We start from the raw sequence: 23455 nt of genomic DNA, 5'->3' as shown, positions 1-23455 counted from the left end.
TTTGCACGAAATTAAAAGCAATATTTTAAGAAAATGACAACAAAAAAATATATTCAACTTATACTTATTTTAGGTTCTTTAACAGCACTTGGCCCTTTTTCAATTGATATGTATCTGCCTGGTTTCTCTGATATTGCTAAAGATTTAAATACATCTGTGGCAAAAGTTTCGATGAGTTTATCCAGTTATTTTATCGGAATTTCTGCCGGACAATTACTTTATGGACCTTTATTAGACCGTTTCGGACGTAAAAAACCTTTATTTATTGGGTTAATGGTGTATATTTTAGCTTCTTTAGGCTGTGTATACGTCGCTGATATTGATTCGTTTATCTTCTTACGTTTTATTCAGGCTATCGGAAGTTGTGCTGCAACTGTAGCTTCGGTTGCAATGGTTCGTGATTTATTTCCTGTAAAAGATATTCCTAAAGTATTCTCTTTATTAATGCTTGTTTTAGGGCTTTCGCCGATGCTGGCGCCAACAATTGGTGGTTATGTAACGCAAGATTTTGGATGGCATATCGTATTTCTTATACTATTTTGTATGGGAATTGCCATTTTAATTGCTTCTCAAGTTGGTTTGCCAAATAGTTATAAACCAGATCATTCTATTTCTTTAAAGCCAAAACCCATAATTTCAAACTTTTTAAAAGTTCTTAAAGAACCTCAGTTTTATACGTATGCATTTACGGGAGCAATCGCTTTTTCGGGATTATTTACTTATGTAGCGGCCTCGCCTATCATTTTTATGGATATTTACCACGTCGATGCTAAAACATACGGATGGATTTTTGCTTTTATGTCGGTTAGTTTTATTGGTTCGAGTCAGTTGAATTCGGTTTTATTGAAGAGATTTTCCAGCGAACAAATGATTTTTGCTGCTTTAATTTTGCAATCTTTAATTACAATTGTATTTCTGATACTTTCGGTAAACAATCTATTAAGTTTGTATTCGACAATTGTAATGTTATTTTTATTCCTGGGCTGTTTAGGAATTTCAAATCCAAATACTGCAGGACTTACAATGGCTCCATTTGCTAAAAATGCCGGAAGTGCTTCGGCTTTAATGGGCGCTATTCAATTAGGATTAGGAGCTTTAGCTTCATTTGCGGTTGGAATTTTTGTTAAGGATTCTGTAGCGCCAATGGTTCTTATTATGACAGTTACTACAATTATTGCTTTTGTAGTTTTAAATATCGGAAAACGTTTTATCAAAAATAAAGTTGAGATTGCTGAAAGTGATGATGTAGTTGTGGGACATTAATAGTTAAATTCCAATTTTTTTAAATTCCAAATTCCAATTGTATTTGTAAATAAAAAAGCCAGAATCTTTGATTCTGGCTTTTTTATGTTTGTCATTTCGACCGAAGGGAGAAATCGCACACGAAACTTTACAATCTAAATCGCCAATCTTTGTCGACATTCTAGTGCGATTTCTCCCTTCGGTCGAAATGACAAATACTTTGAGAACTTCTACAGTAAACCCGACAGGTTTTTAAAACCTGTCGGGTTTAACTCAAAAAAAATCCAAACTCCTCCCGAAGCCTCGGGATTGGAATTTGGAATTTAAAACTTTATTCCAATTGCTGTTTCTTATCAGGTCGAATAATCATTCTAAGAGATTGATCTCTTGCGAAATACGCAACCATCCAATTCCAGAAAGTATTTAATCTGTTTCTGTATGTGATTAAAGAAATTAAGTGAATAAACAACCAGATAATCCATGCAAAAAATCCTTTAAAATGCCATTTCGGACTTGGTAAATCAACCACGGCTTTGTTTTTTCCAATAATCGCCATTGAACCTTTATCATTATAAGCAAATGGTTTCAAAGGTTTATTTTGAGTCATTGCCTTAAAGTTTTTAGCCAAATTCAATCCTTGCTGAATCGCAACCTGAGCCACTTGCGGATGTCCGTCTGGGAAATTTTTATCTCCGGCAGAAATTGCAGTATCACCAATAGCATAAATATTGTCTAAACCGTTTACCTTACTATATTGATCTGTAGCCATACGTCGGCCGCGGCCGTAACTTTCTTTCGGAATTCCGTCAAAAAGTTTGGCAGAAACTCCAGCTGCCCAAATCAGGTTTTTGGTTTTGATTGTTTCTCCATTTTCAAAATGTACCGTATCATCAACATAGTCAACAACACGAGTGTGCAGTTTGACAACAACACCAAGTTTAGTAAGTGCTTCGAGAGTATCTTTTTGAGAAGCTTCACTCATTGGTGACAATAATGCATCTCCTCCATCAACTAAATAAACATTACTGGCAGACGTTTCTAATTCCGGATATTCTTTCAGTAGAATATTTTTTCTCATTTCGGCAAACATTCCAGAAACTTCAACCCCAGTTGGTCCGCCTCCGGCAACAACGATCGTTAATAATTTACGACGTTTACGAATATCTTTGGTAATAGCTGCTTTTTCAAGGTTTTTAAGCAATGCATTTCGCATTTCGATGGCATCATTTAAGGTTTTCATCGGGATTGCGTTTTTCATTACGTTTTCCATTCCAAAATAACTCGTTTCGGCACCTGTTGCAAAAACTAAATAATCGTATGATAATTCGCCGTTGCTCAAAATGATTTTATTTTCGGCAGGAACTACAGAAAGTAATTCACCTAAACGAAACTGAAGGTTCTTTTTACCTGCGAAAAATTTTCTAAAAGGATAACTAATACTTGAAGGTTCTAAAAAAGCGGTTGCAACCTGATATATAAGTGGAGGGAAAAAATTATAATTGTTTTTATCTACAAGGGTTACTTGAATTTGAGGATGATTTACAAGTTCTTTTGCGAGATTTATTCCTGCAAAACCACCTCCTATAATGACTATATTCATATGTGTTGTTTTATAATGTAGGATTTATAAGTAAAACTTTTTCTGCCTTAGCAGTTCCATAAATTTAACATTTTAATTCCAAATAAGAAACTCAAATTGGAGTTTTGTTTTCCTTTTTTGAGAATTATTCAGTCAATTTAAGTTTCATCATTATATCAGTCTGTTCATCATTTCCAAGTCTAAAAATGTGTTTGTCAAATTCGACAAAACCATTTTTTTTATAAAAACTTAAAGCGCGATGATTTTCTTCCCAGACTCCTAACCAAACATAGTCAGTATTCTTTTCTTTGGCTATTTGAATCGCTTTTTCATAAAGCAATTGTCCGACTTTTTTTCCGTGAAATTCTTTTGAAACGTAAATACGTTCAATTTCAACAGATTTTTCGTCCTGCAGTTCAGTCTGTGATTCTCCGAAGTTTATTTTTAAATAACCAATTGTGTTATTACCAAGAACGGCGAAATAAAATTGAGAGTTTTTATTCGTTAGTTCTTCCGTCAATTTTTCTTTAGAAAACTTTTCATCTAGATAAGTGAGCATGTTTTCTTCAGAATTATATTCTGAAAAAGTCTCATAAAAAGTTTGTCGGCCAATTTTTTGTAATTGGTCAATATCGTCAAGTGTAATCTCGGTTATATAAATATCTTCCATTCTAATTTATGCTGTATTTCAGGGTTTAAATTCCTTATAAAAATACAACATAAATCAGCAGATTCAGAAGCTTGAAGTCTTACTTTTTGAATTTTTTAACAGGCTTTTCTGTTACTTCAATTTTGTTTTGTAATACATAATTGGCTAACAATTTCTCAATCAATTCTTCTTTTGTAAGATGATGAAAAACCGTTTTTACTTTCGTTTTTAAATCAGTCGAAATATCGTGATTAGGTTTCGTTTTGAAGATTTGTTTTGCCCATAAAAGTGTATTATTTTCTTCAATACTCAAGGCTGAAGGTTTTTGGAATTTAGTAAATTTAAGACCCAGTTCTCTTTCAAAATCAGCAATTTCTGCTACTTCCTCTTCTTGTAAAACAGTTAAAGAAAGTCCCTTTGCTCCTGCTCTGGCAGTTCTTCCGCTTCGGTGAACATAAGTTTCGTAAGCGTCCGGTAAATGGTAATTTACCACATAAGAAATTTCTTTTACGTCAATTCCTCTCGCTGCTAAATCGGTGGCAACCAAAATATTGATATGTCCTTCGCGGAATTGTTCCATGATTCTGTCACGAATTCCCTGTGATAAACTTCCGTGAATTGCTCCCGAAGAAAAACGGTTTATCGCCAGATTTTTGGCTAATTTATTAACGGCAGCTTTTGTTTTACAGAAAATAATACCGCGTTCTCCATCTTTTGAATTTAGAAAATGCATTAAAATATCTAATTTTTCAATTGGATCAACTACAATATATTCGTGATCAATTCCTTGGTTACCAACAGTTTCCATATTGGCACTTACTTGAACTACATTTTTATTTAAGTAATTCTGAACCAATTGTTTAATTGTTCCCGGTAAAGTTGCCGAGAATAATAAAGTGCGGTGTTTTTTAGGGATTTCAGCCAGAATTTCGTCCAGGCTTTCTTTTAAGATCGAAACCATTTCATCGGCTTCATCTAAAACTAAATATTGGGTTTGTTTTAAATCAACTGCTTTTCGCTGAATCAAATCGATTAAACGTCCAGGCGTTGCTACAATAATATGTGTTGGCGATGTAAGGCGTTCAATTTGAGGTTTTATTGGAATTCCACCGCAAGTTGCCGCAATTGAAATATTTGGAATATATTTTGAAAAATCTTCTAAATTTCTAAAGATTTGATGTCCTAATTCTCTCGTTGGAACTAAAATTACAGCCTGAACTACAGGAGATTCCGTATCAATTAATTGTAATAAAGGAAGTCCAAAAGCTGCTGTTTTTCCTGTTCCGGTTTTGGCTAAACCAACAACATCGTGGTTTTCAGACAATAAAAGCGGAATTGTTTTTTGTTGAATTTCAGTAGGTTCAACAATGTTTAATTCGCCTAAAGCTTTTAAAATTGGCGCTGAAAGTCCTAATGTTGAGAATTGTTTAGACATATTTTTAATTTTAGATTTTAGAGTTCTGATTTTAGATTTGCTGCAGATTGCTTATTATACAAGCTGAAACTAAAAATCTTTGTCAAAGTTAGAAACTTTGACAAAGATCATACATTTTTATTTAGTTCAGGATAACAACTTGAAACATGAAACCTGAAACTTTTTTAATTCTTAATTATCAATCCGGTTCGTTCATGATTTTTTCGCGGTATTTTTTACCTACTAATAAAGTCAATCTTTGCTTGTAATCATCCAGAAGCCATTCACGGTAGTTTTTACTACACTGACTTAAACATTTAGCGTAACGTTTAATTCGGCATTCGATATCGTCTTCTAATTCTCTTGATAAAGCTTTTGCTTCCTGAAGCGTTTCTGTATTGTCAACGCACATTGCAGCATGCTGCTCAAGCGATTTATCTAAAACAATTTTCGAACGTAAATTTTGTTTAATAGCCAGTTTGTGTTCTTCTTCAACATCAAAAGTAACATCTGCAGTTTTGCTGAATTTTGCTCTCAATTCTGGCGGCATGCTATATTTAAAGAACATTTCGATTTCAGTATCATCTCTTAAATTCTCTAGATAAAATTCTGGAGATTTAAAAATATGCTGCCAGTTTACCGGTTCGCTCCATAATCCGAAACGAGCGGCATTGTTTCCTAAATCAATAACTGTAAACTCGTCTTTACCAGGTAATTTACGAGATCCACGACCAATCATCTGGAAATATAATGTCAAAGATTTTGTTGCTCTGTTTAAGATAATAGTCTCAACAGTTGGCTCATCAAAACCAGTTGTTAAAATCCCCACAGAAGTCAAAATCGCATCCGGAGTTTTCTTGAACCAAGCCAAAATATCTTTACGCTCTTCAGAACTGCTTGTGTTATCAAGGTGACGAATATCGTAACCCGCTTCTCTAAAAGTATCATATACATATAATGATGTATGAATACCGTTATTGAAAATTAAAGTTTTCTTGCCCAAAGAACGTTCTGTATACGCATGAAGCAATTTTTCCTGCATTAAGGAGTTGGTATACAAATCATCAGATGATTTTACGGTATAATCTCCGTTGATACCTACTTTTAATGAAGTCAAACCAACATCATAACTGTATGTTGTTGCTCTCGCCAAAAATCCTTTGTCGATCAATGAACCAATTGTGTCTCCAACGATAAGTTCGTCGTAGCTTTGGTGCATTGGTAATTTTATGTTTGAACTCAAAGGTGTTGCTGTTACTCCAAGAATAAAAGCATTTTTAAATGAGTTTAATAGTTTTCTAAATGAATTGTAATGCGCCTCGTCAATAATTACCAAACCAATATTGTCAAGGTGCAGTTTTTCGTCGTTGATACGGTTTTTTAAAGTCTCAACCATCGCCACGAAACAAGAATAATCATTTTGGTCCGGTAATTCTTTTACCTTACTATTGATTATTTTATTGCTTACGCCAAAGCCCTTCAACATCTTTGAAGTTTGTTTACAAAGCTCAATTCTGTGTGTTAAAACAACCACTTTTTTATCATTATTAGTTAAATAACGACGTACAATTTCAGAGAAAATTACTGTTTTCCCGCCTCCTGTTGGCAATTGATACAATAAATGATGTTTTTGAGGAGCATTGTCTAAGCGGTCAAAAATGGCGTCAATATCGCCTTTTTGGTATGCATAAAGTTCTTTTTTCTCTTCTCTTTCTATTTCTAAAGTGTTTTGAGACATTGTTTATTTTTGGATTTTTGCAAAAATACATCTAAAAAACAGTTATTCATCTTATTTTAACCTAAAATAAATGATTTTTTTAAATAAGATTTTTTATAGGAAGTGTTTTTAAAAGTCGATTTTATCCAGAATTGCTTCAAAATCATACTTATTTTTCCATTTTTGCTGCAAAATCTCTTGATGAATCATTTCAATTCTTGCTTTAAATTCAATCAGGATTCCGTTAGAAATGACAAAATTTACTGCTTGTTCAAACGAATTAAAAATACTTTTGTAAAATAATTCCTGCTTAATGTAGTTGTTTGCAGAATAAGTTTGCGCAATTTCGATATTATAAAACATCAAATCGGCAATAATAAATGGATCAACTCCCAGCATTATGAAATGTTTGATGATTTTTTGAGCCACAGAGCGACGCATTTTTGCCTTCGGACGCCATTTTGCATTGGGCTTTTTTATGGGAAAATATTCGTGAGAAATTTTAACCTTAGATTCCTGCAAAAGTTTATCTTCTTTTGGGTTAAAAACAAAATCGTAATACACTTTTACGGGAGCAAATTTTTCATACAGCTCAATAAGCTGTTCTTCGAGTTGTTCTTTGCTTAGTTCGGTTAAATATTTTTTTAAATCGCGTTTGCTCATTATCAAAGTTTAAGATTACAAAAGTAAATTACTTTCCTGACACATAACTTAAAAACCAATCCTAATACTTAATTTTGCTGCTATAATCTCAAAATATATCTACATGCTTAAGATTTTTAAAGTTACCGCTATTTTAGAAGGAATTTCATATTTAGTTTTATTTGCCAATATGCTTATTATTAAAACTAACAATCCAGAACTTTACCATACTTTATTAAGACCTTTAGGAATGACACACGGTGTGTTGTTTATAGGTTATATCGTTTTGGCTTTTTTATTGAAAAAATCTCAAAACTGGGATTTAAAAACATTTGCAATTATACTAATCGCTTCTCTTATCCCGTTTGGAACTTTCTACATCGAGAAAAAATATTTAGAAACTAAAGCAAATGCTTAAACTTTTGGATAAAATATTCAATTTTTTATACCCTCTTTTCAGGCATTGGGGAATGAGCCGCAACTTTGCGTCTTATATCAGTCTGATTTTTAATATTGCCATTATGGTGGTTTTGGCTTTTGCCATTTATTATGTCGCAAAATTTGTTTTGGTAACGCTTACGGCCATTTTTGCCCAGCGTACCAAAACAAAGTTTGACGATTATTTAATTCACAATAAAACCACAAAATACACCGCGTATTTAATTCCGTTTTTCTTTATTTATAAAGCTGTTCCTATTATTCTGGACAAATACGAATATTGGGAATCACTTTTTGGAAAAATCGTTGGTATTTATATCGTTTTGATCAGTTTATGGATTATCAGAACGATTTTTAATGCACTTCGTGATTATTTAAAGCAAAAACCGGAATACAGCGACAAACCTATCGACAGTTTCGTTCAGGTTATTATGATTGTGCTTTGGATTTTTGGAGTTGCGATGATTATTTCAACTTTATTCGGAATCAAAAAAGGCGAATTATTGACTATCTTAGGAACGCTTTCGGCTATTATTATCTTGATTTTCAGGGATACTATTTTAGGATTTGTTTCAAGTGTTCAGGTTGCCATAAACGATATGGTTCGTATTGGCGACTGGATTACAATGGATAAATTTGGTGCCGATGGTGACGTTATCGAAATCAATTTAACGACTGTAAAAGTTCGAAATTTTGACAATACCATTACCACGATTCCAACGTATGCTTTAAGTTCTGATTCTTTTCAGAACTGGCGCGGTATGCAGAATTCTGAAGGAAGACGTATTAAAAGACATATTTTGATTAAAAGCAGCAGTATTCGTTTTCTGAATAATGATGATCTTAATCATATGAAAGGAATTCAGCTTATTACTTCCTACATTGAAACCAGACAAGCTGAAATTGAAAAGTACAATGATCTTCGAGGAATCGATAAATCATTGTCTCTTAACGGTCGTAATATGACCAATTTAGGTTTGTTTAGAAAATACATTATGCAGTATTTATTAGATCATCCAGGATTAAATAAAAACATGCATATTATGTGCCGCCAGCTGCAGTCGACTGCACACGGAGTTCCTTTAGAAATTTATGTTTTCTCAAGCGATAAACGTTGGGCAAATTATGAATATATAATGGCTGATATTTTCGATCACATTATGGCGTCGGTTATTTATTTCGATCTTGAAATATTTGAATTGCCGTCGCAGATTGGGGTTTTAGATCGATAAGTTTTGTTTCAGGTTTTCTTTGTTTCAGGTTTCAAGTTTTAAACTTTGTCTTTAGTTTTAGCGCAAAGCTTTGTCATTTCGACTGAAAGGAGAAATCGCACGCGCATATCGACAAAGATTGACGACAAACTATGTGGAGTTTCTAGTGCGATTTCTCGTTCCTCGAAATGACAAACGGCCTGAACCTGAAACCTGAAACTATTTCCCAATCTCTTCAAAAACAAACTTAGGATCTTTATAATTCAAAGTTCCATTAATAAAGCACGGAAGATTCATGTAAGTTCCTACTACTCCATTTCCCAGAATCAGTTTATTTTCTTTTTTAAGTAAAGCCAAAGGCACTCTTTTCCAGGTTCCGCCGTTTGATATATAATGAAAATCACCTCTTAAAGTATTTCCGTTTATATCCCCTCTTACATCGCCGGAATCCTTTCCTATTTTATAATAAGATATTTCATAACGACCGAAAAAGCGTTTGTCACTTATATTAAGTGCTAAAATGGCGGTGTCTTTATTGTTTACAGCGCGATACAAAACTTCCTGATAACCATTTTTATCTTCTTTTGAATTGCAGGAAACTATGGTAACCAATATTAGCAGAAGAAAAACCAAAGATTTTATATTCATGAGTGTGTTTTTTGAATCCTATAAGTTATATAAGTTCATTTAAATTATAGGCTTAATCTTGACCATATAAATATTTCAGTTCGTTAAGAATAAAACTTAAATTTTCTTATATAACTTATATGGTTAACTTTTTAAACAGCTAATTCTTTTTAATCAATTGAAAAATTTGAACTACCAGAACACCAAATAATGCTCCAATGGCAAAAATAGAAAGGAAATCCACATTACGAATATTTGATAAAGAATTACTTCTAAAATAATTTCCTGATGCAATGATTAGAAGAATTACGGTCAGTATAATTGACTTGTTTTTCATGATGCTGATTTTTAAGTGAAATTAATATTTAATAAATGTATTAAATATAATTTATTAAAAGATTTTTTCTAAATTTAAAGAAAAAACATGGCGGATAGAGACACTTTTTTAAGAGAATTAAGAGGCGAAACTTTAGGAACTGTAAGTGCTCAATCTTCTCCAGATGAGATCTTTCAAAATCAGACGATTAGGCCTATTTTAAAACTTCAGAACGATTTGTTTATTGCGGTTTTTATTAATTATGTCAATAAAAACAAAGCTGATTTTTATTCGTACTCTGTTGAGAAGAAACTGCAGACTATAGAAAATTCCATTCAAAAAGATATTAAGTTCCGTAATTCCCTAAAAGGAATTGTAATGGCACTTTTTACTATTGAAGAATATGAAACTTATATTCAAAATTCATCTAGTTTGAACAAACGAATGATGAATTTATTAATTGAGAGATTGAAAAGTCAGGTGCAGTTGTTTGAGGTTGAATCAGATTCTAAATAATTTCCATGATATTAACAGATGAGCATATTGATTACGAAAATAATTGTCGTAAAATGTTTGTTGGAGAGATAATTCGAGGAGTTATTTATGGAGAAATTCAATATGTTTTTGAGGATAACGAGAATCTTATTCCGGAACCTTCCTATTTTACTAAATATCCAGAAATAGATACTTTAGATCATTCTATCTATTTTCAAATGACTAACAAAATAATTTATGTTTTTTGGGATAATACATTTTTTAGTTACGGACTTTTGTCAAAAGAGATTGATTTAGAGAAAACTCCAAATGATCACGAGCAAAAATGGAATGTTTCTAATGATGAAAAGTGGATTAACTTAATTGGTCAAAAAATTATTGATTTTAAAATAAACTGGGAAGAAGCTTCTTCCATATATCCACAGACTTTTTTACTTCAGATAGAAAATGGAAAAACGATAATTTTGAGTGCTTCCGAGTTCAAAGATTCAGAGCAGAATAAGGTTTATGGTATGAGTGATAACTTGCTTGTGACAACAAATCTCACTTTAGCAAAAGAACTTAAAATTACATAAGAAATGTTCGACCAATTCCGAAATAAATTTCCTTTAACCGATGAAAAATGGAACGAATACACCAGTTATTTCAATCGTATTGAAGTTCCTGCAAAAACAGTTTTGATTGAAGAAGGCGAAGTTTCTAAAAAGCTTTTTATAATCGAAAAAGGCTGTATCAGGGTTTGGTTTAATAATAACGGAAAAGATTTGACTTCGCAGTTTTTTTTCGAAAATCAAAGCGTTGCTTCTATCGAAAGTTTCATTAAAAAATTTCCGAGTCCGGTTGTAGTGGAAACAATCGAACCTTCTGTTTTATGGTGGATTTCTAAAAATGATGTCGATACAATTTTGGAAGAAATTAAAGAAATTCCAGAACTTCGGGATCGGTTAATCAATATGCTTTTTCAAAGAACATTTGATTATATGAAGCACTTTTTTTCTTTCATAAAAGACTCCCCTACTCAGCGTTACCTCAGTTTAATTGAAGAAAAACCTCAAATTGTGCAGCGTGTTCCGCAACATTACATTGCTTCTTATCTTGGCGTAAGCACGGTTCATTTAAGCCGAATTAAAAGTAAGCTGGTTCACAAAAAATAATTAAAATTTCACCATATAAGTTATATAAGAAATTATAAGCTTGGCTTAAATTAACTTATATAACTTATATGGTTTTAAAAAAAAACTTGATAATTGTTTCTTATTTCATTTGATAACAAATGTTATCGTTTGCCCATAAACGGCTCTATAATTTTGCTTCATAAAATTTAATATTTATAAAATTATGAAAGCAGCAGTAGTTTATAAAAAAGGCGAATTGCCAAAATATGCAGAATTCCAAGCGCCAATCGCAGTAAATGAAAATGAAGTTTTAATTTCGGTTAAAGCCGTGGCGATTACCAATCTGGATAAAGGAATTGCAAGCGGAGAACATTATTCTTCGGAAAATGAAAATCAAAACGGATTTGTAATTGGCAGTGATGCCATTGGTTTACTCGAAAACGGAACCAGAGTTTATGCCCGCGGAATTTCCGGAACAATAGCAGAAAAAGCTTTAGTCGATAAAAACAGAATGGTTGCATTACCAGACGGAATTGATGATGCAACGGCCGCAGCAATGCCAAATGCAGTTGCAGGTTCGGCAATGGCGCTTCGATTTAGAGCCGGAATAAAACAGGGAGAAACAGTTTTAATTAATGGAGCAACCGGTTTTACAGGTCAAATGGCGATTCAGATTGCGAAACATTATGGAGCAAAGAAAATAATTGTTACAGGAAGAAATGATAAAACGCTTCAAAGTCTTTTAGAATTGGGCGCTGACGAAATTGTTTCTTTAAAACAGAATGATAAAAGTTTTGTGTCGAAGCTTAAAGAAATTCATCAAACTACACCAATTGATATTGTTTTGGATTATTTGTGGGGACATTCGGCAGAATTGATTCTTTCTGTTTTAAAAGGAAACGGAAATTTTACTCCTAAAACGAGATATGTTTCTGTGGGTTCAATGTCTGGCGATACGATTCAATTATCAGCTCAAATTTTGCGAAGCGTTGATTTGCAGTTGTCTGGTTCAGGTTTAGGAAGCTGGACAAAAGACGAAGTGAAATTGTTGTTTTTAGAAATTCTTCCTGAAATTTTTCTTTTGGCTTCTCAAAACAAACTAAAAGTAAATATCGAGAAAGTGAATTTAGTCGATATCGAGAAAATGTGGAACGCAGAAGTTCCTGACGGCAAAAGATTGGTGGTTTTGGTCTAAATAGTTTTTTAAACACATAGAAACATAGATTTTATTTCTTGAATAAAGAATATAAAAAGAAACTAGTTTCTCACACATAGCTATGTTTGTTTAAACTAAGTGAAACGCCTTTATCGGTTTCGAAAACTATGTTTCTATGTGTTTAAAATTTATTTATTAATGTTTTAATACGCTAACAATTCCTTCAGAACCTCCTCAAATCTATTCTTAGCTAAAAACTGATCTTCAAGCGCTTTTGTAAACGGAATTGGAGAATCTAAACTTGCGACTCTTTTTACAGGACCGTCTAAATATTCAAAACATTCTTCCATAATTAAAGCCGAAAGATCGCTTGCAATTCCGCCAAACATAGTGTCTTCCTGATAAATAATAGCTTTTCCTGTCTTTTTAACCGAAGCAAAAATAGTTTCAGTATCAAGCGGCTGTAAAGTTCTTAAATCGATTAAATCAGCTTGAATTTCAGGATTATTGGCTAAAGTTTCTAAAGCCCAGTGAACCGGAGCTCCAAAAGCTATAATAGTTACGGCAGTTCCTTCTTTTAATAAAGCTGCTTTTCCAAACGGAATCGTGTAATAATCTGTTGGAACGTCTTGATAAACACTTCTGTATAATTGTTTGTGTTCAAAAAACAAAACGGGATTTGGATCGTTAATGGCAGTATTCAATAAACCTTTTGCATCATAAGGAAACGCCGGATAAACGACTTTTAAACCTGGAGTTTTAGTAAACCAAGCTTCGTTGGTCTGTGAGTGAAATGGGCCGGCTTGTGTTCCTCCGCCGCAAGGCATTCTAACTACAACATCGGCTTTTTCGCCCCAGCGATAATGTGATTTTGCTAATAAATTGACAATTGGATTAAAACCTGTCGAAACAAAATCAGCAAACTGCATTTCGACAATCGCTTTATAATTATTGATGGATAATCCCATTGCGGCCGAAACTACGGCACTTTCGCAAATTGGTGTATTGCGTACTCGATCTTTTCCAAAAGCATCAACAAATCCTTCTGTAATTTTAAAAGCACCACCATATTCAGCAATGTCCTGACCCATTATGACTAAGTTTTTATTACGCCACATAGACTGCTCTAAACTATTTCGGATAGCATCTATAAAACGAATATTTTTTACTTCTTCGCCATGAGTATATTCTTCATATTCAAAGTCTTTGTAAACATCATCTAATTCTCCGCTGTAAGTTGGTTCTATTTCAGGTTCGGCGTTTGCCATTGCCCAGTTTTCGTCAATTTCCAGCTTAATTTCAGCACGCAATTTTTCGTCCAGTTCTTCAGTAAGGATTCCTATTTCTGTTAGATATTTTCTATAATTGGTAACCGGATCTTTAGCTTCCCATTCGTCCATTAATTCCTGCGGAACGTATTTTGTACCACTCGCCTCTTCATGTCCGCGCATCCTGAATGTTTTAAATTCTAATAAAACCGGATGCGGGTTCTCGATCATTTCTTTTTTTAACTTCGATAGTTTGTTGTACACTTCAACAATATTATTTCCGTCAATAATCCAGCTTTCGATTCCGTAACCAATTCCTTTGTCGGCAAGATTTTCGCATAAATATTGTTCGTTTGTTGGTGTAGAAAGTCCGTAGCCATTGTTTTCAATAACAAACATAACCGGAAGCTGCCAAACCGCTGCAATATTCAATGCTTCGTGAAAATCACCTTCGCTGGTTGCGCCTTCTCCGGTAAAAACAGCTGTAATTTTTTTATTGTCCTGAAGTTTATTGGCAAGCGCAATTCCGTCAGCAATACCTAATTGCGGACCCAAATGCGAAATCATTCCTATAATATTGTATTCCTGAGTTCCAAAGTGAAAACTTCTGTCACGGCCTTTTGTAAAACCGTTTGCTTTTCCCTGCCATTGCGAAAAAAGTCGGTGCAAAGGAATGTTTCTGGTAGTAAACACACCAAGATTTCGGTGCATTGGTAATACGTATTCAGATTCGTCTAAAACAGATGTAACTCCTACTGCAATGGCTTCCTGTCCAATTCCTGAAAACCATTTTGAAACTTTTCCTTGTCGAATTAAAATAAGCATTTTCTCTTCGATCAAGCGCGGTTTCAGGATTTTTTTATATAAATCTAGTAATTTTTCGTCAGTCAGGTTTTCTCTGTAAAAGATCATTTTTGTAGTAAGTTTAGTTTTTCAAATATAAAAAAATATAACAATTTTATCGATAATTGTTAAATAATTTAAAAACGCGTATTTATTAATTGCATAAAAATAGAAAATAATTCGCAGTTTTCGGTTTAAAAAAAGCGAACACAAATATAATGTGATTTTTTTGTCAGACTACTATTTTTTATAATATTTTAGCTACAAAAAATAAATGCATTTATTTTTGAGTTTTCAAAATTAATATTCAGAATTTGTATTAAAAATTGGATAGAAAACTAAATTTTATGGTAATTTATAAAATTCAAATATAAAATATTATCTACCTTTGTTATTGAAAGGCTTAATGCGCCTTTTTTTCTTAAATAAAAATGTAAAGTATGCAAAACATTCCTAGTGTAGACTTACGTGATTTCCTTTCGGACGACCCGAAACGTAAACAAAAATTTGTAAATGAAATCGGCAGTGCATTTGAAAACATTGGCTTCGTTGCCTTAAAAGGTCATTTCTTAGATGACAAATTGGTAGACGAACTTTATGGTGAAATTAGAAAATTTTTCGCCTTGCCAGTAGAAACTAAGCATAATTATGAAATTCCCGGAATTGGCGGTCAAAGAGGTTATGTATCTTTTGGAAAAGAGCATGCTAAAGGACGCAAAGAGGGAGATTTGAAGGAATTCTGGCATTTTGGTCAGTATGTTGACCAAGATTCTAAATGGGCTTCAGAATATCCTGAAAATGTTGAAGTTAAAGAATTACCTCGCTTTAATGAGGTTGGTAAAGATGCTTACCAAATGCTGGAGAAAACAGGAATTTATGTTTTAAGAGCTTTGGCTTTACACCTTGGACTTGATGAGTTTTATTTTGATGAATATGCAAAAGAAGGAAACTCTATTTTAAGACCAATTCATTATCCTCCAATTACTTCTGAACCAGAAAATGCAATTCGTGCAGCGGCTCACGGTGATATTAATTTAATCACTTTATTAATGGGAGCGCAAGGTAAAGGACTTCAGGTTCAAAACCACGATGGCGAATGGATTGACGCTATTGCAGCAGACGACGAATTAGTGATTAATGTGGGCGATATGTTGTCAAGACATACTAATAATAAACTTAAATCTACAATTCACCAGGTTGTAAATCCGCCTAGAGAATTATGGGGAACTTCTCGATATTCAGTTCCGTTTTTTATGCATCCGGTAAGCGATATGCGTTTGGATTGTTTAGATAAATGTATTGATGCAGAACATCCTAAGAAATATGAGGATATTTCAGCGGGCGAGTTTTTACACGAACGTTTGGTAGAATTAGGTTTAATCAAGAAATAAAAATTAAATAAATTCTAATATTAAAATTCCAAATTCCAAGCTTTTCTTGGAGTTTGGAATTTAATTTTTAAATACCTTTATGGTTGAAATTTATTTTTAGAATAAAAAAATATGGACTTAAAAGATCAGTTAAAAAACTTATTTCCAGATCACGAAGAATCAAATGAACCTGAAGAAATTCAGGAGCAAGATCATGTTTTGTATGTACAAAAAGAACCAATGATCTGTAAATTTGAAAAACGCAAAGGAAAACCAACGACTATAATTGAAGGTTATGAAGGAAGCGATGAAGATTTTAAAGTATTAGCCAAAGAAATCAAAACAAAATTGAGCGTTGGCGGTACTTTTAAAGATGATTCGATCATCATTCAAGGCGATTATCGCGACAAAATTATGGTAATTTTAAAAGAAAAAGGATTTAAAACTAAAAGAGTTGGCGGGTAAAATAGTTTCAAGTTTCAGGTTTAAAGTTTCAGGTTATGCGAACTTGAAACATGAAACGTGAAACGTGAAACAAAACCTTAACACCTCAAAAAAAATTAACGCAAAGTTTGCTAAGAATATTTATTTTAAGGTTTTTTATAAAAATTCAAAGATCGCAAAGCTTTGTGTAAATTTGAGTAATTGGAATTTGGAATTTAAATTTTGGAATTTTATAGTTGCACAGCTGTGCGCCTCTACAGAAAAACCTTTGAACCTTTACCTCTTTGCAACTTTGTGCCTTTAAAAAAACTTAGAATCTTAGCATCTCAGAACCTTAGTAACTAAAAAGAAATGATAAAATCATCAGAATTAATACTTAATCCAGACGGAAGTGTATACCACTTAAACCTTCGTCCTGAACATATTGCCAACGATATTATTTTTGTTGGAGACCAGAATAGAGTTGAAAAAATTACTCAGTTTTTTGATTCGATTGAATATTCGACACAAAAAAGAGAATTTAAAACCCAAACGGGAATTTACAAAGGAAAAAGAATCTCTGTAATGTCAACCGGAATTGGACCTGATAATATTGATATTGTTTTAAATGAATTAGATGCTTTAGTAAACATCGATTTAAAAACACGTCAGCCAAAAGAAAAATTAACTTCTTTAAATATTATCCGAATTGGAACTTCTGGATCGCTGCAGGCAGATATTCCTGTAGACAGTTTTGTAATGTCAAAATTCGGATTGGGTCTTGATAATATGCTTCGCTCCTATTTAATTGACGAAGTTTCGAATACAGCTCTTGAAGATGCTTTTATTCTTCACACCAACTGGGATATTAGAAAAGGAAGACCTTACGTGATTCCGTGCTCAGAGAAACTGGAAAAAATTATCGAGTCTGATAAAATTTTCAAGGGAATAACAGCTACAGCCGGAGGATTTTACGGGCCGCAAGGTCGTGTTTTGAGATTGAATATTCAGGATGAAGAATTAAACAATAAAATGGATAATTTTGATTTTAATGATAATCGTATTACTAATCTTGAAATGGAAACTGCAGCAATTTATGGGCTTTCTTCACTTTTAGGACATAATGCCTTATCTTTAAATGCAATTATTGCCAATCGTGCTTCGGGAACTTTTAGTGAAGATCCTTATAAAGCTGTTGATGAATTGATTACTTATACATTGAATAAACTGGCTGGTAATTAATGAGATAATTTATTAATTAGAAAATTTGATAATTAATTTTAGAAGTATTTTAAATTTATGGGGCATTTGTTTCAGCATGTTTTAGGTGCATTTTTTTTAGGAATTGGAGGTTTATTTAGATGGTGTTTTTTCCAATTACTTAATGCATCTATTGAAGAAAAATATCCTAAAAGTTTAGATTATTATTGGGATCAAAAAAATCCAAATGTCGATAAAAATGGATTTACAACGGCTCAAAAGAACTTTCTTACCGGGATAATCATTTTTATTGCTTTTATATTTGTAATTAAAAAGTTTGAATAATGTTTTTAAGAGTAGCCAGACATACGAATGATTTAAAGAGAATTGAAGATTTTTACGTCGATATTCTCGGTTTTGAACAATTGGGAGGTTTTGAAAAACACAATAATTACGACGGAATTTTTATTGGAAAATCAGGCTTAGACTGGCATTTTGAGTTTACACAATCTGATGTAAAAGCCGATCATTCTTTTGATGAAGACGATGTAATTGTGCTTTATCCCAAAACAATTTCAGATTACAACGAATTAATAAATAAGCTTATACACCACAATATTGCAACGATAACTGCAGCTAATCCGTTTTGGAACGAAAACGGAAAAATGATCCAGGATCCAGATGGTTATCGTATTGTAATATCATCCTTAAAAGCCATAATAAACGAAATAGAATAATGCAGGAAACACATAAAAAAATATTATTTAAATATTACAGTGATTATTTAGAAGAAACAGTTTCAGAAACGATGTGGGCCGAAATTGTAGATTTACAAAAAGGACTTTTTAAATTAGATAATATTCCATTTTTCGGGCCGTTGATTGCAACTGATGATTTATTTTATGCAGAATTTGATGAAGAGGAAGAACGCCTGGTTTATAAAGAAACGATTGAAAATTCAGGAAATTCAATTGTTCAGGTGATCATTTTAGAAAAAGGATTTGACAAAGAAATTATCAGAGAAAAACTAAAGGCAATTAATTGTTTATCAGAAGGATTAAATGATAATTTTCTTTCTGTAGAAGTGGTTCGGGATGTTGATTATTCGATTGTGAGAAGTATTTTAAACGAATACGAATCTCAGGAAATTATTCAATATGCAGAACCTTGCCTTTCAGACAAACACAGGGCTGATTTAATAAAAAACTAAACTTACAAACTTAAGAATACGCATACCAAACTTAACTTAAACTTAAACTATAATGAAAACTGTAAAAATTGTAGGTGTTCCTGAACACTTCAATCTGCCATGGCATTTATGCATTGAAAATGGCGAATTTGAAGCAGAAAATATCGATTTACAATGGAAAAACGTTCCTGAAGGTACCGGAAAAATGTGTCAGATGCTGCGCGACGGCGAGGCTGATATGGCCGTTATTTTGACAGAAGGAATTGTAAAAGATATTACGGCAGGAAACCCAAGTAAAATTGTTCAGATTTATGTGCAGTCACCTTTAATTTGGGGTATTCACGTTGCAGCAAAATCAGATTTCGAAACTGTAAAAGATTTAGAAAACAAAAAAGTTGCGATTTCAAGAATTGGTTCAGGTTCACAATTAATGGCTTATGTAAATGCAAATGAGCAAGGCTGGAACAGCGATAATTTGCAATTTGAAATTATTAATACTATCGACGGCGCTGTGGAAGCTTTGACAAACGAAACTGCAGATTATTTTATGTGGGAACGTTTTATGACAAAACCGCTGGTTGATCAGGGAATTTTCAGGCGCGTGGGCGACTGTCCTACTCCATGGCCTTCATTTGTGATAACGGTTCGCGACGAATTCTTGAAAAAGAATCCAAAAATCGTTGAAAAAGTATTAGAAGTTATCAATAAAACGACGCATGATTTTGCGCAGATTCCTGATATTGACAAGACTTTAGCTGAATTATTCAATCAAAAAGTCGAAGATATTCAGGAATGGCTGAAACTAACACAATGGTCACAAAAACATTTAAGTGAAAAAGCATTTATCAAAATTCAAAATCAATTATTTGATCTGGGAATTATTGATAAAAAAAGTACTTTTGTTGAAACGGTGAAAGCGCTGTAAAACTGCTTTTGATTCTTATGATAAATTTTCCCAAAATTGACCTACCACAGTTAAAATCCAAATTACAGGTGAAATCGCCTTGGGATAGGATTATTATTTCTGTGTTGAGTCTTTTTATTACAATCCCGATATTTATCATTCTGCATCAAAACCTAATCGATCTGGAATGGGCTTTCAATCTGGATCGTGTTTTTATATTCATTTTTGTTTTTGCTGTTGTTTTCTTTCTGCTAATGTATCTGCGAACCATAATCATTTTATGTGTCGCAGTTTATTTATTGATTTTATTTTACGGATCAGTTATTGGGAATTATGGTTTCAGCGAGATTTCTGAAGATTATAATTCTATGATTTATACCATGTCAGACAATCCATATCCGCAGGATATAATTGTGGCAAAACTGCTGCCGTTTCCCAATAAATCAAAAATTATAAGCGCCATTGAATATCAAAATCCGAAAGTTCGAAATTTTGCTATTATGGCCACTTCAAAGCATTTTAAAGGAATAAAAGGCTATTCTGATTACAGAACTATAATTCAGTGTTTTGCTGTTTTTAAAGAAATAAACGGACGCTGGAATTATGTCAACGACCCAAAAGAAGGCGATTATATTGCTACTGCCAGTGAATCTTTAGAATATTTTTCAGGAGACTGCGATGATCATTCTATCTTAATGGCGGCGGCAATTCGCTCTATTGGCGGAACTCCAAGGCTTATACATACCAAAGGCCATATTTATCCCGAAATATTAATAGGCTCTATGATTGATTTGGAAAAGGTCAATTATTTAATTAAAAATGTACTTTTTCAAAGAGAAAGTTATGGTAAAAATCTACATTACCATATTGATGAACGCGGACAAGTCTGGATGAATCTGGATTATACGGCAACTTATCCCGGAGGCCCGTTTATGTATGAAGAAATTCTGGGAGCTTTGACTTTAAATTGATTTTTCAAGCTCTCCAAAAAGGCTGTTTTTGTATAAAATATTAGAAATCAGACAACTCAATCTCACTTTCTGTAGCTATAACGTTATAGATAATATTTTTTTTTGTACCTTTTCATTTCTAATCTTTAATCACAAAATCATGAAAAAATCTAAATTATTTATCTTCGCGCTTGCATTGGCTGCAGTATTAATGATTTCATGTTCTAAGAGAAATACACTGGTAAGCTCTTGGAAAATAACAGCGGTAGAACCGAAAATGCCCATTTCGGATTCTTTAAAAGCTGTAATTTTAACGGATGGAACTTTAACATTTACAAAAGATGGGCATGTTACCGGATTCTTGACAAGAGAAATTACAAATGGTACTTATGCATTGACAAAAGGTGGAAAAAGTTTAGTAATTAAAGATGAAGTTGGTACCCCATACCCTTGCGAAAGTACTATTACCAGTGACGAATTAATTCTGGACAGTAAAGAAATGAAACTTACGCTCAAAAAAATATAAGCTTTGCTATCCTGATATAACCACACAAGCATAAAAAAAACTCCTTAAGTAAATCATTTAAGGAGTTTTTTTATGCTATGAATTCTTTAAAATTTTAAAAACGTATTCTTTATAACTCGCTCCAATAGGAATTTCAATACTTCCAATTTCGACATCGTAAGGTGTAAATGCCGTGATGTTTTTTAAATTAATGATAAAAGAGCGGTGAATTCTCAGGAAGTTTTTATCCTGCAATTCTAATTCAATATCGCTTATTTTATATTTGGCATTTAGATTTACACCATCTTTTTGATGTATAATAATATAATCTTTCACACTTTCGATATATAAAATCGTGTCGACGTTTACTTTATTGAATTTTGGTCCGTTTTTGATGTAAATATAATCTTCCTGCGAAGGTGTAATTATCTTGCTGTTTACAGGCCCGCTAATTCTTAAATAACGATCTGCGGCTTTAAAAAAACGATCGAAAGTAACAGGCTTTAAAAGATAATCTACAATATCGAGCTCGTAACTTTCTAAGGCATATTCGCGGTAAGCGGTAGTAAAAATAACAGCCGGCGGATTCTTTAATGTTTTTAAAAAATCTATTCCCGTAATCTGCGGCATTTTAATATCTAAAAACATTAAATCGACAGCAGTTGTACGCAATACATCGGCGGCTTTTAAAGCGTTTGGGCAAGTTCCTACCACTTCAAAATAATCTAATTTACTGATATGATTCTGCAATAAGCTGATTGCTAAAGGCTCGTCGTCGACTAATAAACACTTTATTTTCATTTTAAGCTAAATTATATTCGGTTGCTAAATTAATCTGTAAATAAGCCGTAAAATCCTTTTCGGTTTTAGTAACATCAAAAGTATAATGTTCCGGATAAATTTTATCAAGCTGCTGGATAATATTATTTAATCCAATTTTTCCGTTTCCAGATTCGCTGTCAATTTTGTTTATGGAGTTTACAATCTTAAACTCAAAACGATCACCTTGCAGCTTCAAATCAATTTGAATGTTAGGAGAACTTCCCGTGTCCTCTCCTGCTCCATGTTTAAAAGCATTTTCGACCAACGAAAGCAAAATCAAAGGCGCAATAGATTTATTATGATCAATAGAATGATTGAATACAACGCTTAAATGCTCATCATATCTCAGTTTCTCAAGCGTAATATAATTTTCAAGTAAAGAAATTTCCTGAGAAATGGGAACATAAGTCGCACTGCATCGGTATAAAATACAATCTAAAATCTCAGACAAAACAGCAATTGATTTTGAAGTTATTGGAGAATTTGTAATTGAAAGTGAATAAATATTATTAAGCGTATTAAACAAAAAATGAGGGTTTAATTGTGCTTTCAGGATTTTTAATTCGGTTTCTGCTTTTTGCTTTTCGAGCAGTAAAGACCTTTTCTGAACGACATACTGATCTTTTATCAATTTTATAAAAATAAAAAATATAGATAACGAAAGAATATGCAAAAAATAAGCTCCAAATAAAGTAGGTAAATCAGTCAGGATTTCGGCAATAGGTTCCTGATTAAAAGGTCGTTTGCGTGTAAGAGTTTCCAAGCCGTACACCATTGCAATTCTGGCAATAACAGAGATAGCATAACTTCCCAGAACCAATTCTGCCCAAACCCAATTGTGCTTTTGTGTAATCATTAAGCGGGGTAAAATTCTATAAGACATAAAATAAGCCCCAATGATAGAAAACAACTCATAATATAATGTGTATGCTATATCAACCCATAATTCTTCTGGTTCAGAAGAAGTGTTTTTGCTGAAAAACATAATAAAAATAAATGTCCAAAAAATAATATGGGTACTTATTCTGTGCTCTTTAGAGAAATTTATAATTTTTTCGAATGGTGTCATGTTTTTTTAAGTTGCTGAGTTGCTAAGGTTCTTAGATCCTAAGATTTTTTCTAAAGGTTTATTATTCTTTTCTAAGTTGCTGATTTAAAAAAAACTTAGTATCTCAGAATCTCAGAACCTTAGCAACTAAAAATCTAAGTAAAATCAAAGTTAACATTTATTTAGAAAGACAAAATAGTTGTCGATGAACATACTAAAAAAAGATACGAACATATAAAAATTGGCTATAAACACGATTTATGGTTTCAATTTGATTGTTTATGCGTAATAATCGCCCTTATATCATGCGTGAAAATTTTGAGTGAAATTAA

The 23455-nt window shown here is 32.7% G+C and carries 26 protein-coding genes; 16 read left to right on the top strand and 10 right to left on the bottom strand.

Annotated features, from left to right (window positions below; all coding sequences use genetic code 11):
* The first annotated feature begins 33 nt into the window (after positions 1 to 33).
* Positions 34 to 1263 (top strand): multidrug effflux MFS transporter, encoded by a 1230-nt coding sequence (locus tag B3C18_RS20145; protein ID WP_291150894.1) that lies wholly within the window; start codon positions 34 to 36, stop codon positions 1261 to 1263.
* A 310-nt stretch (positions 1264 to 1573) separates the two neighbouring features.
* Here the strand turns inward: B3C18_RS20145 and B3C18_RS20140 are convergent, their stop codons facing one another.
* The 5 genes from B3C18_RS20140 to B3C18_RS20120 all read right to left on the bottom strand — a co-directional run bounded on the left by B3C18_RS20140 (position 1574) and on the right by B3C18_RS20120 (position 7264).
* Complete coding sequence (locus B3C18_RS20140) at positions 1574 to 2842, bottom strand: NAD(P)/FAD-dependent oxidoreductase (RefSeq protein ID WP_291150891.1); 1269 nt, start codon at positions 2840 to 2842, stop codon at positions 1574 to 1576.
* 124 nt (positions 2843 to 2966) lie between these two features.
* A complete protein-coding gene (locus tag B3C18_RS20135) occupies positions 2967 to 3491 on the bottom strand; it encodes a GNAT family N-acetyltransferase (protein WP_291150888.1) in 525 nt (174 codons plus the stop codon).
* 79 nt (positions 3492 to 3570) lie between these two features.
* Positions 3571 to 4905: a DEAD/DEAH box helicase gene (locus B3C18_RS20130; protein WP_291150885.1), complete on the bottom strand. Its 1335-nt coding sequence runs from the start codon at positions 4903 to 4905 to the stop codon at positions 3571 to 3573.
* A gap of 178 nt (positions 4906 to 5083) precedes the next feature.
* Positions 5084 to 6622 carry a DEAD/DEAH box helicase gene (locus tag B3C18_RS20125; RefSeq protein WP_291150882.1) on the bottom strand — a complete coding sequence of 513 codons (1539 nt, stop codon included), beginning with the start codon at positions 6620 to 6622 and terminating at the stop codon, positions 5084 to 5086.
* A 108-nt stretch (positions 6623 to 6730) separates the two neighbouring features.
* Positions 6731 to 7264, bottom strand: coding sequence for a DUF6155 family protein (locus B3C18_RS20120; protein ID WP_291150879.1), 534 nt, complete (start codon positions 7262 to 7264; stop codon positions 6731 to 6733).
* A 103-nt stretch (positions 7265 to 7367) separates the two neighbouring features.
* On the opposite strand from B3C18_RS20120, the gene B3C18_RS20115 reads away from it, so the two are divergent.
* Positions 7368 to 7661 carry a DUF3817 domain-containing protein gene (locus B3C18_RS20115; RefSeq protein WP_053473186.1) on the top strand — a complete coding sequence of 98 codons (294 nt, stop codon included), beginning with the start codon at positions 7368 to 7370 and terminating at the stop codon, positions 7659 to 7661.
* Complete coding sequence (locus tag B3C18_RS20110) at positions 7654 to 8913, top strand: mechanosensitive ion channel family protein (RefSeq protein WP_291150877.1); 1260 nt, start codon at positions 7654 to 7656, stop codon at positions 8911 to 8913. Before B3C18_RS20115 ends, B3C18_RS20110 begins: the two co-directional genes overlap by 8 nt.
* 198 nt (positions 8914 to 9111) lie before the next feature.
* Here the strand turns inward: B3C18_RS20110 and B3C18_RS20105 are convergent, their stop codons facing one another.
* Both B3C18_RS20105 and B3C18_RS20100 read right to left on the bottom strand, forming a co-directional pair.
* On the bottom strand, positions 9112 to 9540 hold the full coding sequence (locus B3C18_RS20105) for a hypothetical protein (protein WP_291150874.1): 429 nt from the start codon (positions 9538 to 9540) through the stop codon (positions 9112 to 9114).
* Positions 9541 to 9679: 139 nt separating this feature from the next.
* The gene (locus tag B3C18_RS20100; protein ID WP_291150871.1) at positions 9680 to 9856 is read right to left on the bottom strand and encodes a hypothetical protein; all 177 of its coding nucleotides are present in this window, start codon (positions 9854 to 9856) and stop codon (positions 9680 to 9682) included.
* Positions 9857 to 9943: 87 nt separating this feature from the next.
* Between B3C18_RS20100 and B3C18_RS20095 the strand changes: the two genes are divergently transcribed.
* The 4 genes from B3C18_RS20095 (at position 9944) to B3C18_RS20080 (ending at position 12640) form a co-directional block, all read left to right on the top strand.
* The gene (locus tag B3C18_RS20095; RefSeq protein ID WP_291150868.1) at positions 9944 to 10351 is read left to right on the top strand and encodes a glyoxalase; all 408 of its coding nucleotides are present in this window, start codon (positions 9944 to 9946) and stop codon (positions 10349 to 10351) included.
* Between the two features lie 5 nt (positions 10352 to 10356).
* Positions 10357 to 10905, top strand: a complete 549-nt coding sequence (locus B3C18_RS20090) for a hypothetical protein (protein WP_291150865.1) — start codon at positions 10357 to 10359, stop codon at positions 10903 to 10905.
* A 3-nt stretch (positions 10906 to 10908) separates the two neighbouring features.
* A complete protein-coding gene (locus tag B3C18_RS20085; protein WP_256634926.1) occupies positions 10909 to 11484 on the top strand; it encodes a Crp/Fnr family transcriptional regulator in 576 nt (191 codons plus the stop codon).
* Positions 11485 to 11668: 184 nt separating this feature from the next.
* Positions 11669 to 12640, top strand: coding sequence for a quinone oxidoreductase family protein (locus tag B3C18_RS20080; protein WP_291150860.1), 972 nt, complete (start codon positions 11669 to 11671; stop codon positions 12638 to 12640).
* A gap of 164 nt (positions 12641 to 12804) precedes the next feature.
* Here the strand turns inward: B3C18_RS20080 and B3C18_RS20075 are convergent, their stop codons facing one another.
* Positions 12805 to 14781: an alpha-ketoacid dehydrogenase subunit alpha/beta gene (locus tag B3C18_RS20075; RefSeq protein WP_291150857.1), complete on the bottom strand. Its 1977-nt coding sequence runs from the start codon at positions 14779 to 14781 to the stop codon at positions 12805 to 12807.
* Between the two features lie 371 nt (positions 14782 to 15152).
* Here B3C18_RS20075 and B3C18_RS20070 point away from each other — a divergent pair, with 371 nt between their 5' ends.
* The 9 genes from B3C18_RS20070 (at position 15153) to B3C18_RS20030 (ending at position 21274) form a co-directional block, all read left to right on the top strand.
* The gene (locus B3C18_RS20070) at positions 15153 to 16103 is read left to right on the top strand and encodes an isopenicillin N synthase family dioxygenase (RefSeq protein ID WP_291150854.1); all 951 of its coding nucleotides are present in this window, start codon (positions 15153 to 15155) and stop codon (positions 16101 to 16103) included.
* A gap of 111 nt (positions 16104 to 16214) precedes the next feature.
* A complete protein-coding gene (locus B3C18_RS20065) occupies positions 16215 to 16547 on the top strand; it encodes a translation initiation factor (RefSeq protein ID WP_291150852.1) in 333 nt (110 codons plus the stop codon).
* Positions 16548 to 16877: 330 nt separating this feature from the next.
* Positions 16878 to 17747: a nucleoside phosphorylase gene (locus B3C18_RS20060; protein ID WP_291150850.1), complete on the top strand. Its 870-nt coding sequence runs from the start codon at positions 16878 to 16880 to the stop codon at positions 17745 to 17747.
* Positions 17748 to 17804: 57 nt separating this feature from the next.
* Positions 17805 to 18050, top strand: a complete 246-nt coding sequence (locus B3C18_RS20055; RefSeq protein WP_291150848.1) for a hypothetical protein — start codon at positions 17805 to 17807, stop codon at positions 18048 to 18050.
* Complete coding sequence (locus B3C18_RS20050) at positions 18050 to 18442, top strand: VOC family protein (protein WP_291150846.1); 393 nt, start codon at positions 18050 to 18052, stop codon at positions 18440 to 18442. Before B3C18_RS20055 ends, B3C18_RS20050 begins: the two co-directional genes overlap by 1 nt.
* Positions 18442 to 18915 carry a DUF4265 domain-containing protein gene (locus tag B3C18_RS20045; RefSeq protein WP_291150844.1) on the top strand — a complete coding sequence of 158 codons (474 nt, stop codon included), beginning with the start codon at positions 18442 to 18444 and terminating at the stop codon, positions 18913 to 18915. Before B3C18_RS20050 ends, B3C18_RS20045 begins: the two co-directional genes overlap by 1 nt.
* A 52-nt stretch (positions 18916 to 18967) precedes the next feature.
* Positions 18968 to 19819 carry a substrate-binding domain-containing protein gene (locus B3C18_RS20040; RefSeq protein ID WP_291150842.1) on the top strand — a complete coding sequence of 284 codons (852 nt, stop codon included), beginning with the start codon at positions 18968 to 18970 and terminating at the stop codon, positions 19817 to 19819.
* Between the two features lie 17 nt (positions 19820 to 19836).
* Positions 19837 to 20769, top strand: a complete 933-nt coding sequence (locus B3C18_RS20035; RefSeq protein ID WP_291150840.1) for a transglutaminase — start codon at positions 19837 to 19839, stop codon at positions 20767 to 20769.
* A gap of 139 nt (positions 20770 to 20908) precedes the next feature.
* Entirely contained in the window at positions 20909 to 21274 is a 366-nt protein-coding gene (locus tag B3C18_RS20030; RefSeq protein ID WP_180861789.1) for a hypothetical protein, read from the top strand.
* Positions 21275 to 21349: 75 nt separating this feature from the next.
* Here B3C18_RS20030 and B3C18_RS20025 read toward each other — a convergent pair whose 3' ends face one another.
* Together B3C18_RS20025 and B3C18_RS20020 are read right to left on the bottom strand one after the other, a co-directional pair.
* Positions 21350 to 22054 (bottom strand): LytR/AlgR family response regulator transcription factor, encoded by a 705-nt coding sequence (locus B3C18_RS20025; protein ID WP_291150832.1) that lies wholly within the window; start codon positions 22052 to 22054, stop codon positions 21350 to 21352.
* A gap of 1 nt (position 22055) precedes the next feature.
* Positions 22056 to 23144 carry a sensor histidine kinase gene (locus tag B3C18_RS20020; RefSeq protein ID WP_291150828.1) on the bottom strand — a complete coding sequence of 363 codons (1089 nt, stop codon included), beginning with the start codon at positions 23142 to 23144 and terminating at the stop codon, positions 22056 to 22058.
* Between the last annotated feature and the right edge of the window lie 311 nt (positions 23145 to 23455).

This window comes from Flavobacterium sp. UBA7680 (genome assembly GCF_002482975.1).
GTDB lineage: Bacteria > Bacteroidota > Bacteroidia > Flavobacteriales > Flavobacteriaceae > Flavobacterium.
The sequence above is the reverse complement of the archived record's forward strand: the minus strand, read 5'-3'. Positions and strand labels throughout refer to the sequence as shown.

What these genes read in the sequence shown, in the direction of transcription:
- B3C18_RS20145 (WP_291150894.1), top strand. Translation starts at nt 34, where the DNA reads ATGACAACAAAAAAATATATTCAACTTATACTTATTTTAGGTTCTTTA.
- B3C18_RS20140 (WP_291150891.1), bottom strand. Translation starts at nt 2,842, where the DNA reads ATGAATATAGTCATTATAGGAGGTGGTTTTGCAGGAATAAATCTCGCA.
- B3C18_RS20135 (WP_291150888.1), bottom strand. Translation starts at nt 3,491, where the DNA reads ATGGAAGATATTTATATAACCGAGATTACACTTGACGATATTGACCAA.
- B3C18_RS20130 (WP_291150885.1), bottom strand. Translation starts at nt 4,905, where the DNA reads ATGTCTAAACAATTCTCAACATTAGGACTTTCAGCGCCAATTTTAAAA.
- B3C18_RS20125 (WP_291150882.1), bottom strand. Translation starts at nt 6,622, where the DNA reads ATGTCTCAAAACACTTTAGAAATAGAAAGAGAAGAGAAAAAAGAACTT.
- B3C18_RS20120 (WP_291150879.1), bottom strand. Translation starts at nt 7,264, where the DNA reads ATGAGCAAACGCGATTTAAAAAAATATTTAACCGAACTAAGCAAAGAA.
- B3C18_RS20115 (WP_053473186.1), top strand. Translation starts at nt 7,368, where the DNA reads ATGCTTAAGATTTTTAAAGTTACCGCTATTTTAGAAGGAATTTCATAT.
- B3C18_RS20110 (WP_291150877.1), top strand. Translation starts at nt 7,654, where the DNA reads ATGCTTAAACTTTTGGATAAAATATTCAATTTTTTATACCCTCTTTTC.
- B3C18_RS20105 (WP_291150874.1), bottom strand. Translation starts at nt 9,540, where the DNA reads ATGAATATAAAATCTTTGGTTTTTCTTCTGCTAATATTGGTTACCATA.
- B3C18_RS20100 (WP_291150871.1), bottom strand. Translation starts at nt 9,856, where the DNA reads ATGAAAAACAAGTCAATTATACTGACCGTAATTCTTCTAATCATTGCA.
- B3C18_RS20095 (WP_291150868.1), top strand. Translation starts at nt 9,944, where the DNA reads ATGGCGGATAGAGACACTTTTTTAAGAGAATTAAGAGGCGAAACTTTA.
- B3C18_RS20090 (WP_291150865.1), top strand. Translation starts at nt 10,357, where the DNA reads ATGATATTAACAGATGAGCATATTGATTACGAAAATAATTGTCGTAAA.
- B3C18_RS20085 (WP_256634926.1), top strand. Translation starts at nt 10,909, where the DNA reads ATGTTCGACCAATTCCGAAATAAATTTCCTTTAACCGATGAAAAATGG.
- B3C18_RS20080 (WP_291150860.1), top strand. Translation starts at nt 11,669, where the DNA reads ATGAAAGCAGCAGTAGTTTATAAAAAAGGCGAATTGCCAAAATATGCA.
- B3C18_RS20075 (WP_291150857.1), bottom strand. Translation starts at nt 14,781, where the DNA reads ATGATCTTTTACAGAGAAAACCTGACTGACGAAAAATTACTAGATTTA.
- B3C18_RS20070 (WP_291150854.1), top strand. Translation starts at nt 15,153, where the DNA reads ATGCAAAACATTCCTAGTGTAGACTTACGTGATTTCCTTTCGGACGAC.
- B3C18_RS20065 (WP_291150852.1), top strand. Translation starts at nt 16,215, where the DNA reads ATGGACTTAAAAGATCAGTTAAAAAACTTATTTCCAGATCACGAAGAA.
- B3C18_RS20060 (WP_291150850.1), top strand. Translation starts at nt 16,878, where the DNA reads ATGATAAAATCATCAGAATTAATACTTAATCCAGACGGAAGTGTATAC.
- B3C18_RS20055 (WP_291150848.1), top strand. Translation starts at nt 17,805, where the DNA reads ATGGGGCATTTGTTTCAGCATGTTTTAGGTGCATTTTTTTTAGGAATT.
- B3C18_RS20050 (WP_291150846.1), top strand. Translation starts at nt 18,050, where the DNA reads ATGTTTTTAAGAGTAGCCAGACATACGAATGATTTAAAGAGAATTGAA.
- B3C18_RS20045 (WP_291150844.1), top strand. Translation starts at nt 18,442, where the DNA reads ATGCAGGAAACACATAAAAAAATATTATTTAAATATTACAGTGATTAT.
- B3C18_RS20040 (WP_291150842.1), top strand. Translation starts at nt 18,968, where the DNA reads ATGAAAACTGTAAAAATTGTAGGTGTTCCTGAACACTTCAATCTGCCA.
- B3C18_RS20035 (WP_291150840.1), top strand. Translation starts at nt 19,837, where the DNA reads ATGATAAATTTTCCCAAAATTGACCTACCACAGTTAAAATCCAAATTA.
- B3C18_RS20030 (WP_180861789.1), top strand. Translation starts at nt 20,909, where the DNA reads ATGAAAAAATCTAAATTATTTATCTTCGCGCTTGCATTGGCTGCAGTA.
- B3C18_RS20025 (WP_291150832.1), bottom strand. Translation starts at nt 22,054, where the DNA reads ATGAAAATAAAGTGTTTATTAGTCGACGACGAGCCTTTAGCAATCAGC.
- B3C18_RS20020 (WP_291150828.1), bottom strand. Translation starts at nt 23,144, where the DNA reads ATGACACCATTCGAAAAAATTATAAATTTCTCTAAAGAGCACAGAATA.